The sequence below is a fragment of the Thiocapsa rosea genome, from assembly GCF_003634315.1.
GTDB classification, from domain to species: Bacteria; Pseudomonadota; Gammaproteobacteria; order Chromatiales; family Chromatiaceae; genus Thiocapsa; species Thiocapsa rosea.
Genome location: NZ_RBXL01000001.1, coordinates 1,944,830 through 1,959,431 on the forward strand (window position 1 = coordinate 1,944,830; position 14,602 = coordinate 1,959,431).

General features: G+C 64.6%; 13 protein-coding genes. 8 read left to right on the top strand and 5 right to left on the bottom strand.

The window, feature by feature from the left end:
* Positions 1 to 127 precede the first annotated feature (127 nt).
* Genes purK through BDD21_RS08815 form a run of 3 tightly spaced genes read left to right on the top strand, consistent with a single transcriptional unit; the run spans position 128 to position 2,498 of the window.
* On the top strand, positions 128 to 1,282 hold the full coding sequence (gene purK, locus BDD21_RS08805) for a 5-(carboxyamino)imidazole ribonucleotide synthase (RefSeq protein WP_120799828.1): 1,155 nt from the start codon (positions 128 to 130) through the stop codon (positions 1,280 to 1,282).
* Entirely contained in the window at positions 1,279 to 1,806 is a 528-nt protein-coding gene (purE, locus tag BDD21_RS08810; RefSeq protein ID WP_120796849.1) for a 5-(carboxyamino)imidazole ribonucleotide mutase, read from the top strand. Before purK ends, purE begins: the two co-directional genes overlap by 4 nt.
* Positions 1,803 to 2,498: a Uma2 family endonuclease gene (locus BDD21_RS08815; RefSeq protein WP_120796850.1), complete on the top strand. Its 696-nt coding sequence runs from the start codon at positions 1,803 to 1,805 to the stop codon at positions 2,496 to 2,498. Before purE ends, BDD21_RS08815 begins: the two co-directional genes overlap by 4 nt.
* A gap of 558 nt (positions 2,499 to 3,056) precedes the next feature.
* Here BDD21_RS08815 and BDD21_RS08820 read toward each other — a convergent pair.
* The 4 genes from BDD21_RS08820 to BDD21_RS08835 all read right to left on the bottom strand — a co-directional run bounded on the left by BDD21_RS08820 (position 3,057) and on the right by BDD21_RS08835 (position 7,088).
* Positions 3,057 to 3,932, bottom strand: coding sequence for an SIR2 family protein (locus tag BDD21_RS08820; RefSeq protein WP_120796851.1), 876 nt, complete (start codon positions 3,930 to 3,932; stop codon positions 3,057 to 3,059).
* A 474-nt stretch (positions 3,933 to 4,406) separates the two neighbouring features.
* Positions 4,407 to 6,275, bottom strand: coding sequence for a DEAD/DEAH box helicase (locus tag BDD21_RS08825; RefSeq protein WP_120796852.1), 1,869 nt, complete (start codon positions 6,273 to 6,275; stop codon positions 4,407 to 4,409).
* Between the two features lie 113 nt (positions 6,276 to 6,388).
* Positions 6,389 to 6,808, bottom strand: a complete 420-nt coding sequence (locus BDD21_RS08830) for a type II toxin-antitoxin system VapC family toxin (protein ID WP_245969482.1) — start codon at positions 6,806 to 6,808, stop codon at positions 6,389 to 6,391.
* A gap of 16 nt (positions 6,809 to 6,824) precedes the next feature.
* Positions 6,825 to 7,088 (bottom strand): FitA-like ribbon-helix-helix domain-containing protein, encoded by a 264-nt coding sequence (locus tag BDD21_RS08835; RefSeq protein WP_120796853.1) that lies wholly within the window; start codon positions 7,086 to 7,088, stop codon positions 6,825 to 6,827.
* Positions 7,089 to 7,364: 276 nt separating this feature from the next.
* Between BDD21_RS08835 and BDD21_RS08840 the strand changes: the two genes are divergently transcribed.
* Complete coding sequence (locus tag BDD21_RS08840) at positions 7,365 to 8,693, top strand: ABC1 kinase family protein (protein WP_120796854.1); 1,329 nt, start codon at positions 7,365 to 7,367, stop codon at positions 8,691 to 8,693.
* A 213-nt stretch (positions 8,694 to 8,906) separates the two neighbouring features.
* On the opposite strand, the gene BDD21_RS08845 is transcribed toward BDD21_RS08840, so the two are convergent.
* Positions 8,907 to 10,334 carry an NAD(P)H-binding protein gene (locus BDD21_RS08845; RefSeq protein ID WP_120796855.1) on the bottom strand — a complete coding sequence of 476 codons (1,428 nt, stop codon included), beginning with the start codon at positions 10,332 to 10,334 and terminating at the stop codon, positions 8,907 to 8,909.
* Positions 10,335 to 10,581: 247 nt separating this feature from the next.
* On the opposite strand from BDD21_RS08845, the gene BDD21_RS08850 reads away from it, so the two are divergent.
* From BDD21_RS08850 to BDD21_RS08865, 4 genes are all read left to right on the top strand, one after another.
* On the top strand, positions 10,582 to 12,291 hold the full coding sequence (locus BDD21_RS08850; protein ID WP_120796856.1) for a cation:proton antiporter domain-containing protein: 1,710 nt from the start codon (positions 10,582 to 10,584) through the stop codon (positions 12,289 to 12,291).
* 252 nt (positions 12,292 to 12,543) lie between these two features.
* On the top strand, positions 12,544 to 13,209 hold the full coding sequence (locus BDD21_RS08855) for a protein-L-isoaspartate O-methyltransferase family protein (RefSeq protein WP_120796857.1): 666 nt from the start codon (positions 12,544 to 12,546) through the stop codon (positions 13,207 to 13,209).
* A 229-nt stretch (positions 13,210 to 13,438) separates the two neighbouring features.
* Positions 13,439 to 13,762, top strand: coding sequence for a rhodanese-like domain-containing protein (locus BDD21_RS08860; RefSeq protein ID WP_120799830.1), 324 nt, complete (start codon positions 13,439 to 13,441; stop codon positions 13,760 to 13,762).
* Between the two features lie 144 nt (positions 13,763 to 13,906).
* Positions 13,907 to 14,494: an isochorismatase family protein gene (locus tag BDD21_RS08865; RefSeq protein WP_120796858.1), complete on the top strand. Its 588-nt coding sequence runs from the start codon at positions 13,907 to 13,909 to the stop codon at positions 14,492 to 14,494.
* Positions 14,495 to 14,602: the final 108 nt, after the last annotated feature.

Genomic DNA, 14,602 nt, shown 5'->3' on the forward strand with positions numbered 1-14,602 from the left:
TTCAGTGTTTTCAAGGATAAACCTTTCCACGCATCGGTGCAGATGCATCGAGTTCGGTGCTCGGCGAAGAACGCGCAGCGGAACTGGGGGCTTTCCAATTTCCTCCCGAGCGCCGATGATTCACCGCATGGACGTCTTCCCCCTCCCCATAGCACGTATCGGCATCATCGGCGGCGGTCAGCTCGGCCGCATGATGGCCAAGGCCGCAAAACGGATCGGCTGCACCTGCGTGGTGTTGGACCCGACGCCGGGCTCCCCGGCCGGTCAGGTCGCGGGGCATCAGATCGTCGGTGCCTATCACGACCCCGCCAAGCTGCGCGAGCTGGCCGAGTCCTGCGATGTCGTCACCTTCGACATCGAGGACATCGATGCCGAGACACTCATCCAGCTCGGGCGCGAGGGGCACAACATCCAACCGCCTCCGACTGTCCTGGCCTTGATCCAGGACAAGCTCACTCAAAAACGGGCGCTGAGTGCGGCCGGCATCCCGACCGCGCCCTTCGAGCCGATGCCCGAGCCCTCGGCCGAGGCATTCTCAGCCTTCGGCTATCCGCTCGTGCAGAAGGCTTGTCGCGGCGGTTACGATGGCCGCGGTGTCTCGATCCTGGACGGCCCCGATGACTTCGACGCACATCTTCCGGTGCCCTCCCTGGTGGAGCGCTTCATCCCCGCGGCCAAAGAGCTGGCGGTGCTGGTGGCGCGCGGGCTCGACGGGGATCACCGCTGCTATCCCGCGGTCGAGATGCGTTTTCGCCCGGGCGAGAATGTCCTTGAAATGTTGCTCGCACCGGCTCAGATCCCCGCCGAGACGGCTGCCGCCGCGGAGCAGCTCGCGGTGCGCACCGTCGATGCCTTGGGCGGTGTGGGCATCTTCGGGGTCGAGATGTTTCTGACCGAGGCGGGCGATCTGCTGGTGAACGAGGTTGCACCGCGCACCCACAACTCGGGTCATCACACCATCGAAGCGAACATGACCGACCAGTTCGAGCAGCATCTGCGCGCCGTCGTAGGTTTGCCGCTGGGGTCGACCGAGCAGCTCTGCCCGGCGGCCATGATCAACCTGCTGGGCGCGCCCGGTCACCGGGGGCGACCCGTCATCAAGGGAATGGCCGAAGCCTTGGCGATTCCCGGCGTCTGCTTGCACCTTTACGGCAAGGCGGCGACCTCGCCTTATCGCAAGATGGGCCATGTCACGGTCCTGGATCGGGATATCGAGCAGGCCCGCGCCAAGGCCGAGCGGGTCCGTCGTCTGATCGAGATCTCGGGAGAGGATCACCCATGACCACATCCAATCCATCCACGTCGTCGGCGGATCGCCCGGCCCGCGTCGGCATCATCATGGGGAGCGATTCCGACCTGCCGGTGATGCAGGATGCAGCGACCGTGCTCGGCGAGCTCGGCATTCCCTACGAGATGACCATCGTCTCGGCGCACCGCACGCCCAAGCGGCTCTACGAGTATGCCGAGACGGCGGTCGAGCGCGGCCTGCGCGTCATCATCGCGGGCGCGGGCGGTGCGGCACATCTGCCCGGCATGGCTGCGGCCATCACGCCGCTACCTGTCATCGGCGTGCCGGTGAAGACCTCCAGCCTTTCCGGGCAGGACTCCTTGCTCTCGATCGTGCAGATGCCGGCCGGCGTGCCGGTGGCCACGGTCGCCATCAACGGTGCCAAGAATGCGGGCATCCTCGCCGCCCAGATCATCGGCGCCTCGGACGCCCAGGTGCGCGAGCGGATCGTCCTCTTCAAGCAGGATCTCGAAGCCATGGTGATGGCGAAGGTCGCGGCGATGGAGCAATCCACGTGAACCCGCTGGCCTATTTCGATCCGGACGATCCCTACCCCGAGAGCGATGGACAGCCGATGGCGGAGAACACGGAGCAGTTCGACTGGATCGTCAAGATCAAGGAAAACCTGGAGATCCTTTTCGCCGATCGGCCGGACGTCTTTGTCGCCGGCGATCTGCTTTGGTATCCGGTTTCGGATCGGCGTGTCTCCGGCCCCGTCGCACCGGATGTCATGGTTGTCTTCGGGCGGCCCAAGGGCCGACGCGGCTGCTACAAGCAATGGGAAGAGGGCGGAGTGGCACCGCAGGTTGTCTTCGAGATCCTGTCGCCCGCCAACAGCCTCAAGGAGATGGCCGATAAACTGGCCTACTACGCGCTCTACGGCGTCGAGGAGTATTACCTCTACGACCCCGGCACCAACCGTCTCGAGTTGTGGATCCGTCAAGGCGAGCGGCTATGCCCGATCAGTCACATCAACGGCTGGGCCAGCCCGCGGCTCGGGATCCGTTTTGCGCTCACGCCCGAGACTCTGGAGATCTTTGGTCCGAACGGTCGTCCCTTTTTGACCTCGATCGAGTTCTCGCGGCGCGCCGATCACGCGATCACGCGGGCGCAGGAGCAAGCAACACTGGCACAACAAGAGCACGAACGTGCAGAGCGTCTCGCCGCACGACTACGTGCCCTCGGCATCGATCCCGACGCCGACATCTGAGGCGTAGTGTCGCAGTACCGCGGCGCAGCATGAGGCGATCCATGGTCCCCTACTGCAGTGGTGAGTGACTGAAAACGAATCCTTGAACGGTGACTTAGGCGATTTCCGGGAATCAACATCCCGACTGCGCAGACGATGGGTCGGAAGTGACGCCGACGGTCGTCGCGAAGCGGCGACACCCCTGGGATAGACGACTTGCAGTCGTCCTCTTCAGCCGGCCCGACGGCCCGCGAGGTCGCGGTCAACGCGAGGCACTCGAGAACCGCGCCGAACGCGCTTTGGCACCGGTATCCGTTTTGCTCATCCAATCCCGATCGTCCTCTCCTTTCAGGCGTTGCCTGACGCGACGGTCGTGCGAGCGAGGCCCGTGGACGAGGACGACTGCAAGTCGTCTATCCCGGGGAGCAGAATCGACGCGTGTTGGGTAAAGTCATCTCACCCTCACTCTCTTTTTACCGCGTTTAACATCCTGAACCGCGTCACCACCGACGTCTGTGGGCACAGACCACGGCGATCCAGTCCGAAGACCTCGCATGGGTCCACCGGACGCGGTTCAGTTCAGCAACCGACCTCGTGCGTTGCCGGAATCAACTCCGCGACCGTGTCGCCTTGGCTCGCAGCAGCAAGCAAATCCGGAATATCCGCCTCGACCACCTCGACCCCCTTGCTCTCGCAAAACCGCCGTTCCTTGTCGGTTGGATCCGGGATCAGCGCCCAACCGGCCGGCGTTCCTGCCCCGTAGATCAGGTCCGACATCACCATGCGCTCGGTATCGCGCAGCAGCCGCAGTCCCAGAAACAGGTACTGACGGTCCTGCCGATAGGTCTTGAGAAACGCGGGGATCCCGAATCCGCCCATCAGCTCGGTGAGGTAATCCACGAAGTCCGCATCCGAGGCGATATAGGTCGCGTTCGGTCGCGGGCTGCCCATCGGCTTGAAGAGTACGGGAAGGCGCTGATCGACCTCGTCCAATTCGACCTGGCGATAGGCCGCCCCGTCGTAGTGGTCGAGCCGGAAGCGATAATCGGTTCCGGCGATGCGCGCGATCCCGCGCACCAGGGTATGCGGGACCCCGAGGTAGGAATCCTGCAACTGGGTATCCCGATTGATGTCGATAACGTAACGCGGCTGCAGGTCCTTCAGCCAGTCGTGCAGGGGTGCGCGCGTCCAAGTGCGCTGGCCGTAGGTGGAATCCAGAAAGCGGTTGACGGCACTGCGGCCGCGTTTGAGCTCCACATCCATCGCCGCACGGGGAAACTCCCACATGAGCCGCCGCGACATGGGCTTGCCGTTGTTCATCGCGATGATGAGGCTGTCGCTGTCCGCCGGCATGGGCTCGCCGGTGGCGGTATCCACCACGCCGGCGAGCGCGCCGGGACCGAGATAGGGAATCAGATCATCACGCGTGAGCGCGGCGGCGAGTCGTTGAAGCATCGTGGGAACCTATTGCGACCGAGAGAGAACACCGAGTAGCCAAGCAAGAACAACGCCACCCGTAACATCCCAAGATCACAGCCAGGTAGCGGACGTGCGGCGTCCTGAATGTTGCCGATCCCCCGCCCCTATGTCCTTTTCCCGACAATCCGATTGCGTTTCCCCTTTCCCCCTAAAACGCGACCGGTGCGGTATGCGTCATTTGTTGGAATGGCTTAGCCGCGCCAGCACCGACGACTGTCGGAATTGGCGCGGTTTAAAGTCTTAAAAAGTATTCAATTTTAAACCGCGTCTCACCGGGCTCGAGGACATCTCCGGAGCCAAATGCAAAATGAAAACTTACGCATGTCGCTCTGGACGCGGTTTAAATCCCGACACGTTCCCGATTCTCCTGAACCGCGTCGACTCCAAGTCCAATGCGGTACTCAAACGTCCGCACCGGACTCAAGTCACTCGCCGAGCCGCGAACGCGGTTCAGCCGGGGTCCGTGCGTTTGCGCCGCCGCTCCTGATGGAATCCAGGCTCACGAGGCTTGCGCTCGTACGTCGGTTGATCGGGGCGAGCACCGTCGGGGTTTTCTCCCCCGCTGCGCCGTGTTCCACCTGCCGAGCCATCCGCGAGCGAGATCCGCAGCGCCTGCCCACGGACGTAGACCCGTTTGAGATGGTTGAAGATCTCGCGGGGCATGCCTTCCGGCAGATCGACCAGCGAGTGATCGTCCCGGATGTCGATCCGACCGATATAGCGGCCTTCCAGCCCGGACTCGTTGGCGATGGCGCCGACGATCTCACGCGGGGTGGCGCCGTGCTGGTGGCCGACCTCGATCCGATAGCTGGTCAGGCCCTCGGATCCGCGCCCTTGCGGACGCGGCCGGTCGCGACTGTCCTCGCGTCCTCCCTCTTGACGAGGTGCTCCGCGGTCACCGTTGCGGGCCGGGCGCGGACGCCCCTCCTCGCGCCCCTCGCTGCGCGGGCCGCGTTCCGGACGCTCGGGCCGCGTCGCCGCCGGGCGCGGCAGATCCGCTTTGACATCGAGCGGACGCTCGCGCTGAGTGAGATAGGCCAGCGCCGCGGCGATGTCCATCATCTCCAGCTCCTGCTCCGTGCTCAGTCGTGCGACCAGACGGTAGAAGAAGTCGAGATCCTGCTCGGTCAGGGTCTTACGCAGCTCGGCGGTGAAGCGGTCGATGCGCGACTCGCTGAGCTGAGAGGCCGAGGGCGGCTCCATGGCCGGAACGCTGCGCCGGATGGTGCGCTCGATCGCGCGCAGCAGCCCGCGCTCGCGCGGCTCCACCAACAGGATGGCCCGCCCGGCCCGCCCGGCGCGCCCGGTCCGCCCGATGCGGTGGACATAGGCGGATGGATCGGTCGGGATGTCGTAGTTCACGACATGGCTGAGCCGCTCCACGTCGAGTCCGCGCGCGGCCACATCGGTTGCGACCAGGATATCCAAATGGCCCTGCTTGAGGCGCTCGACGGTGCGCTCGCGCATCTCTTGGCTCATGTCGCCGTTCAGAGGCTCGGCGGCGAAACCGTGCGCCTTGAGCTTGTCGGAGAGCTCAACGGTCGCATGTTTGGTGCGGACGAAGACGAGCATGCCGTCGAACGGCTCGAGCTCCAGGATGCGGGTGAGCACATCCAGCTTGTGGAAGCGGGTGACGACGCAGTGGTGCTGATCGATGGTGTCGACCGTCTCCGAGTCGGCCGTGACGCGAATCTCGACCGGATCGGACAGTCGGGTCTGGGCGACCCGGCGTATCCCCGCGGGCATGGTCGCGGAGAAGAGCGCGACCTGGCGTCCGGGCGGGGTCTGCTCGAAGATCCAGTCGATATCCTCCGCGAAGCCCATGTTGAGCATCTCGTCGGCCTCGTCCAGGACGAACGTCTTGAGCATGTCCAGCGCCAGGGTGCCGCGCTTGAGATGGTCCATCACACGCCCGGGCGTACCGACGATGACCTGCGGATTGCGTTTGAGCTGGCTGAGCTGCAGGCCATAGGCTTGTCCGCCGTAGATCGGCAGCACGAGAAAGCCCTTCAGATGCTGGGCGTAGCCTTGGAAGGCTTCGGCGACCTGCAACGCAAGCTCGCGGGTCGGCGTGAGCACCAGGACCTGGGGTCCGCGCTGCGTGGGATCGACGCGGCTGAGCAAGGGCAGGGCGAAGGCGGCGGTCTTGCCGGTACCGGTTTGGGCTTGGCCGAGTAGGTCGCGTCCGGCGAGCAGGTGAGGGATGCATTGGAGTTGAACGGGTGTCGGTGTCTCGTAACCGAGATCCTCGACCGCTTTGGCAATTGCGGGGGCTAGGCCGAGCTGGCCGAAGCCGATACTCGTGTCGGGGGTGTCCATCGTGGGGCCTCGAAAGAATGGCGCGTCCGGCGGGAAGTCCGGCGGACCATCCAGGGGGATTCGCGAAGTAACAGCAAACTAACAGAGTATTATCTGCGCGGCTTGCCGCTGGATCAAGTTTGATTCGCAGCTCGGAGTGCTGCGGACTGCAGGTCCGTCTGCGCGAAATCATCGCCTTTATACAAAAGCGGGGCCTGCGCGCGGATCGCCAGGGCGTAGGAAAAGCAGTCGCCGAAATTGAGCCCTGCGGGGTGCCGCCCCTTGCCGAATCGTCGGTACGCGTCGGCCGCGGCATCGGCCAGCGCTTCGTCCAGCGGAATCGTTCGGATTCGCTGCATGCGCAGGAATTGCTTGGCGCGCTCGACTCCGGGATCGCCGAGGCGCGATTGGATCACCAAAAAGAGCTCGGTGCGATTGGGCGCGCAGAGTCCGGGGCGGGTTGCTTCGGCCAACCGGTGCAGGATGCCGGCGGCTTCGGGCTCGCCGAGGAGGACCGCGGTCAGCGCGCTGGTGTCGACTGCCAGGTCAATCACCAAGTGATGCGCCGGTTTAGGCGAAGTGGCCATCGGTGTTGTAACCGAGGATCTCGTCGTCCGTGCGCCGGTCGAGTACGGGCAGGGGCCAGACCTCGCGTCGCAGCCAGTCCAACGTCTCCTCGGGCGACGCTCTCGCCCGAGAGGCGTCTTGTCCTTCCAGCCCGGCTTGAAGAGAGAGGATCGCTTCCTGCGTCATGGAGCGGCGGTGGATCGCGGCGGACTCCTTCAGTTGCCGGTAGATGTCGTCGGGGACGTTGCGCAGGACCAGTGTGTGCATCGGCGCTCTCGCTGAACAGGGTTGCAAGCAAAATGCTAGCAACGGCGGTCGGTATGCGCAACGGTTCCGGCCAAGCGGTTCTGGCGACGCTAAACCGCGTCCAGAGCGAGATGCTCATTTTCGAGTGACTTAGACGTTTGGTGCATTCACGGCTCCGTAGAGGAGGCGCGGTTTAATGCGATTCCGCATCGTTGCACTGCGGATCACTCGCTACCATGTCCAACCTCTCGTCTGGACAGGATCCGGACGCCGCCGATTCTTTTCCGAGGAAACCTGATGCCCACGACACCGACCCGACCCGGCATGGCCGTCCCGAGCACGCGTCTGAGTCGCCTTTGGCACCTCGGACGTGCCACCGGGGATCTCGCCGCCGGGATCGGCGTGAAGGGTCTGATGGAGCTTGCCCGGACCCGTCGTAGCGCCGAGCCGTCGAGAATCCGGCTCTCGCCCGAGCACACCCGTCGCTTTACCGATCGGCTCGCGAGGATGCGCGGTGCCGTCATGAAGATGGGGCAGCTCATGTCCATGGACGGCTCGGACATCTTCACGCCCGAGGCCGCGGAGATCATGAGCGCCTTGCGCGAGCGTGCCGAGCCGATGCCGATGAGCCAGCTCGCCGGGGTCCTGGAGCGCGAATACGGACCGGGCTGGAACGAGAGGTTCAAGCGGTTCGAGTTCACGCCCGTGGCCTCCGCCTCGATCGGGCAGGTGCACCGGGCCGAGACGCGCGACGGGCGTCAGCTCGCGCTCAAGATCCAATTTCCGGGTGTGCGCGAGAGCATCGACAGCGACATCGACAACCTCGCCTTCCTGGCCCGGACCCTCGGCATGGCCCCGACGGGCATCGACCTGACGCCTTATTTGGAGGGCGCACGCCGACAACTCCATCAGGAGGCCGACTACGGCGCCGAGGCGGATTCGCTCGAGGCGTATGGGGCCGGTGTCGGCGCAGACCCGGACTTCCTCGTCCCGCGCGTGCATCGCGACCTCTCCACATCGCGCGTGCTGGCGATGGATTTCGCCGAGGGTGTCCCGGTCGACCGTTTGGCCGACAGCGGCTACAGCTGCGAGGAGCGCGACCGCGCCGCAACGGCGTTGACACGCCTGTCCATGCGCGAGCTCTTCGCGTTCGGTCTCGTCCAATCCGACCCGAACTTCGGCAATTATCTCTACGATGCCAACAGCGGGCGGATCGTGCTGCTCGATTTCGGCGCCGCGTTGCCGGTGGGGTCGGAACTCGTGGAGCGCTATCGACAGCTCGCTCGTGCTGCATTCGCCGACGACCGTGCTGCGATGCGTGCGGCCTCGATCGATCTGGGCTATGTCGGCGCAAACGACCCGAGCGAGCAGGTGAACGCGCTCATCGACCTCTTGCGCATCTCCAGCGAGCCGCTGCGCAGCCCGGGGCGCTACGATTTCGGCGTCTCAGACCTCTTCGAGCGCGTTTACGCACGTGGCCGCGAGATGTTCTACTCGGGCGCCTTCAGCACCGTGCCTGCATCCGAGACGATGTTCCTGCACCGCAAGTTCATGGGCGCTTTCATGTTGTGTCGGCGTCTGCGCGCGCGGGTGGATCTCGGGGGGATGCTGACGCCGTATCTCTGAGGTCAGCCGCCAGCCTCCAGCCTCCAGCCGCCAGCCGCCAGCCGCCAGCCGACAGCTATCAGCAGGAGGCAGGGGCAGGAGGCAGGAGGCAGGAGGCAGGAGGCAGGAGGCAGGAGGCAGGAGGCAGGAGGCAGGAGGCAGGAGGCAGGAGGCAGGAGGCAGGAGGCAGGAGGCAGGAGGCTGAAGAGGCAGGAGGCTGAAGAGGCAGGCGCCTCACCGCGCCAAGCGCGCGAGCCGCCTCTGATACCGCCGCATGACCAGAAGATGCGCGACCGCCTGGGTCCAGAGATAGACGTACCAGGGAAGGGCGGGTGCAAAGTCGTGGATGGCCGCCATGGTGTAGCGATCGTCCAATAGGGTCTGGAACTCGAATCGGGCACGCCCCTGCCCGTCGGGCCGGCTCAGGAGACCGCCGACGATGGCGTAGACCTGACGCTGCGGGCTGCTCTCCTCGGCGAGCCATTGGAGCGTCAACAGGTGCAGGCGCGGGAAGCGGATGAAGACGCTGCATCGACCCGTCTCGTCGATGTGGGTGCAGACCATGGGCCAACAGCAGGCGCCGAGCCAGCGGAAGTAATTGCCGGCGACCCAGGCGGCATCCTGACCGGGCGGCAAAATCACCCGCTGGATGGAGCGCACCAGCCGCGCACGGCGCATCAGCTCGCGGCTCTGACCCTCGATCGGCTGACGCGGGCTCGGCAACAGGCGTCGACCCGACGGGGCGAGCGCCGCGCGCAACGCCTCGCGAAAGGGGATTGCAGCCGGGTCGATCGCGCGCTGAATCGGGTTGTCGCGAATCACCGTGTCCTGAGGCAAGCTTTCCAGGGCTGGGCCGACGACGGCCGAAGGGGCGCCGCTGAAGAACCGCGCGGTCGCCGAGGCCAGCCAGAGCGGCATCCAAGGCAGGGTCAGGATGCGTCTTCGAAGCCCGAGCACATCGGCCGTTTGACGCAGCATTTCTTCATAGCTCAAGCACTCGGGACCGCCGATATCGTATGCGCCCCGACAGGTCTCCGGCTGCCCTAGGCAGTGGCGCACCGCCCGAACCAGATCCACCAGCGCGATCGGCCGCGTCATCGAACGGGCGCTCGGCGGCAGCAAGAGCAGCGGCAGGCGCCTGACCAGATCCACCAGCAGCCGCGGGGCCGACCCACCGGGGCCGACGACCAGTCCGGCACGCAGCGCCGTCACCGGGGTCCCGCGCGAGGCCAGCACCAGCTCCACCTCGCGCCGACTCCAGAGCAGAGGCGAGATCCGAAAGCTGTCCGGGATCAACCCGCCGACCACGATGATCTGCTTGACCCCGTTCGCCGCCGCGGCCTGTGCGAAGTTATCGGCCAGGATGAGGTCCATGTCGCGCGGTTTGGCCTGCGTCAGGCGCGACGAGGGCGCCAGCGAATGCACCAGATAAACGGCATAATCGCAGTCCGTGAGCCCTTCGACCAAGTCGGACGCGGAGAAGAGATCGCAATGGCGCCAGGTCACGCGCTGATCCGCGTCGGGCGTGTGTGCCCGGGCGGGCGATCGTGTCAGCGCCCGAACCGAAAAGGCGTCCGTCAGGGCGCGGCAAACCGCGGTACCGATAAAGCCGCTGGCACCGGCGACGGCGACCCTCGGTCGCCGGGGTGGGGTAGATGGCATGGCGTCCTGTCTCTCGGGGAATGTCTCGACCGAACGCCATAGGATAAACCGCGCCCAGAGCGAGATGCTCACTTTCAAGTGAGTTCGACGTTTGGTCCATCCACGACCCTTAGCGGGGGCGCGGTTTAGAATTGTATATTTTTTAATACTTTAAACCGCGCAGGTTCCAGCGGTCGTCACGTCTGCCGCGGCCAATCCCATCCAAAAACTTCGCATACCGCGCTGGGCGCGGTTTAAGAGTCGCGACATGGAGCTCAACAGCTTTGTCCTTTCGGCAATCTCGCTGCTCACTGTGGCGGCGCTGGCCGTTGCCTTGTTCAAGCATCTGGGGCTGGGCTCCATCTTGGGGCTCTTGGTGGCGGGGATCGTCGTCGGACCGCACTCGCCCGGCCCATCGGTGACGGCGCATGTCGAGGACGTGCGCAATTTCACCGAGCTGGGCGTGGTGATGCTGCTCTTCCTGATCGGTCTGGAGATGAAGCCGCGACGACTCTGGGCGCTCCGACGCGAGGTCTTCGGGATGGGCTCGGCGCAGATCCTGGCGTCCGGCTTTTTGGTGGCGGGCTACATCGCGCTCTACGACTACTCTTGGCAGGCAGCGCTCTTGATGGGGCTGACCTTGGCGCTCTCCTCAACCGCGCTGGTCATGCAGCTGCTGCACGAACGCGGCGATCTCGCCACCCGCCACGGGACCGCCGCCTTCGCTGTCCTCTTGATGCAGGACTTGGCCGTGGTGCCGCTGCTCGCAATTGTGCCGATCCTCTCGGATGTCGGTACCCTGTCTTCGGACGTCCCCTTCTTGAAGCAGATCCTCGTCGTTGCCGGGATGGTCGCCTTGGTCTTCGGCTTCGGTCGATACCTGGTGCCCTTCGCGCTCAGGTCTCTGCTGCGTCAGCACAACCGCGAAGCCTTTACCCTGGTCGTGCTTCTGGCGGTCTTTTTGGCGGCCGGGGCGATGCATGAGGCGGGGCTCTCGATGGCGCTCGGCGGCTTCATGATGGGGATGCTCCTCTCGACCTCGCGCTTCAGCTTTCAGATCCAGGCCCAGATCGAGCCCTTCAAGGGGTTATTGATGAGCCTCTTCTTCGTCGCTGTCGGGATGTCGATCGACCTGGAGGCGATCGCGGCTCAGCCGCTGCTGCTGGCCCAGCATGTCGTCGTGATCCTCGCCATCAAGTTGGTCGTGCTCCTGTTGATCGGCATCGCCTTCGGGCTGCCGCGCGGGACGGCGACCCGCGTCGCCTTCATGTTGGCCCAGAGCGGGGAGTTCGGCTTCGTCCTCTTCGGCTCGGCTAAGGCGCTCGGGGTCATCGACGACGCAACCTTCGTCATCGCCGTGAGCGTCATCTCGGTCAGTATGTTGCTGACGCCTTTGCTGGTGCGGATCGGCGACCTCTCTGCGCGGCGCCTCGAGCACCGATCGGTGGCTCCGACGACCTTCCAGTACCCGGCGACTCCCGCGGGGCAGGCTGGGCAGGTGGGTCGGGTCGTCATTGCGGGCTACGGGCGGGTCGGTCATACGGTCGCGACCCTGTTGGAGGCCAACAACATCCCCTTCATCGCCTTCGACACCAACCCAGTGCATGTCGAGCGCGGGGAGCAGGACGGCCGCGCGGTCTATTTCGGCGATATCGGGGATGTGGAACTCCTGGAGGCCGCTCAAGTGGACAAGGCGGCCCTGGTGATCCTGACCATCGATCACGGACCGACCGCCCTGCGGGCGGTGTCGCATATCCGCACGGCCTACCCGAAGGTGCCCGTGATCGCCCGCGCGCGGGATCTGGAAGCCTGCGGAAGTCTCATCCGCGCCGGTGCGACGCTGGCTTACCCCGAGGCGATCGAAAGCAGCCTGCGCCTCGGGGCGGAAGCCCTGCAGATGCTCGGCATCTCTACGAGCGAGGTCGACTCCTTGCTGCAGGGCGTGCGCAGCGAGGGCTATGCGCAGGTGGTCGAGTAAGTGGCGATTCAGAAACAAGCTGAACGCCTTGATGAACGCGTAGGATGGGTAGAGCGTCAGCGAAACCCATCCTCCAAACCGCCGCGATCCCCCGTTTCGGTCCGATGCCCTTGGCGCGGGCTGGATCGATTTCGCTTCGCTCTACCCATCCACTACAGGCTACAGGCTCACCACCATCCCCGGTTGCTCGATCTGCCCAAACTCAGTAGGCTTCCGGGCCGCCCAGAACAAGAAAACGAGGACTCGATTCCGATGGACATCACCGCCGAGCGTGCGCGTTTCAACATGATTCAACAGCAGATTCGCCCATGGAACGTCCTGGACGACCGGGTCCTCGAGGCGATGGCGGAGATTCGGCGCGAGGCATTCGTGCCCGACGCCTACCAGGGACTCGCCTATGCGGATATCGAGATCCCGATCGGCGAGGGCGTCTGTATGTTGGCGCCCAAGGTTGTCGGGCGCATGCTGCAGGCGCTCGACGTGCAGGCCGGCGAGCGGGTGCTGGAGATCGGTGCGGGGACGGGTTATGTGAGCGCCTGTCTGGATCGCCTCGGCGGGCGGGTGATCGGGGTCGAGATCGATGCGGATCTGGCCGAAGAAGCGCGCGCGCGATTGGCCGGCTTGGGCCTCGATTCGATCGAGATCCGCACGGGCGATGCGCTGAGCGAGCCTGTCGAGGGTGGACCGTTCGACGTGATTGCCGTGACCGGATCGATGCCAACCGAGGCTGCCTTGCCGCTCCTTCAAGGGCAACTGGCCCCGGGCGGGCGTTTGTTCTGCATCTTCGGGGTAGAGCCTGCGATGGAGGCTGTCTTGATCACCCGTATCGGCGAGCGCGATTTTCCCCGAGAAGGGCTGTTCGAGACCTCGACGCTTGCTTTGAAGAATGCCGTCGAGGCGAATGCCTTTGAGTTCTGAACAGCGCTGAACCGCGTTCGGTGTGTCATGCGGGGCTTTCGGCCGGGCTGGGTGTTGTCCGATTCAACGGGCGTTGCAGCAGACGCGGTTCAGGAGAGTGTGAAGCGACGATCGAATCAGTGATGGCGCGTGTCCTAGTGGCTGGGTGCCGGTGCCGCCTTCCGAGGGTTGGCGGGTCGAGCCTCGGAAACGCATGCCCGTCGGGCGTGGTTGAATACGGGGGTTGGTGATGCGTCGAATGGGGCCTGGAGAGGTTGCGCAGTTGTTGGCGGCGGAGGACGGCGAGCCGCCGGTTTTGCTCGATGTCCGCGAGCCGTGGGAGTTTCAGATCTGTCGGATCGAGGGATCCTTATCCATCCCGATGGGGCAGATCCCAGGGGCATTGGCGCGGTTGGATCCGAATCGAGAGATCGTCGTGATCTGTCATCACGGCATTCGCAGCTATCAGGTCGCGCGGTTCCTCGAGCAGCAGGGCTTTACGCGCATGGTCAATCTCGACGGCGGCGTTGCGGCCTGGGCGCGCGATCTGGATCCCGCGATGCCGGTCTACTGATCTGCAGCCGGTCTCTGGCTTCGTGCAGCTCGGACGGGATGCCGCTTTTTCCTTGATTCCCGTCGGGAAACTGACGCACACTCCTCTGCGCCACGGGCGTTTTCGGCCACGGGCGATCCAATAACAATATCGCGAGGACACGCCATGAGTACCCATCAAGCGCAGATGCCGCTCTGTCAGAGAGCCTTTTCTCAGCTCCTGATCATCGATGCCCAAGAACGTTTGGCGCATGCAATGCCTGCCGACGAGCTTGACTTGGTCGTCGGGAACATCAATCGGCTGGTGTCGGCCGCCAAGATCCTCGGCATCCCGGTCATCGCGACCCAGCACAACTCCAAAGGGCTCGGACCGGTCATGGCGAGCATCCGCGAAAACATGCCCGAGGGCGCGGATGCGACCGAGAAGACCGCCTTTTCCTGCTGCACCGCGCCCGGGTTCGAGCGCAACATCTCTGCCCATCCGGACCGGCGTCAGTTGATCGTCGTGGGCATGGAGGCACACATCTGTATCGTTCAGACCGTCTCCGGGCTCCAGCGTTGGGGGTATCAGGTGTTCGTTCCGGCCGATGCCATCATCTCGCGCAAATCCGTATTCAAACAGAACGTACTGGATCGCATGCGCCATGCCGGGACCCAAGTCGTCTGCACCGAGTCGGTCGGATTCGAATGGCTCGGCGACTCGACCGACGCCCAGTTCCGCGAGGTTTGGTCGCTGTTCAAGGCAGCGGATTGATGTGCCGGGGCGGACGCTGACGGGTCTTTCCATCGGCCCGAACGTCGCTCGCCCTTGGTTGATCCACGTTAAACCGCGCCCAGCGCGGTCTTTGATGTTTTTGGATGG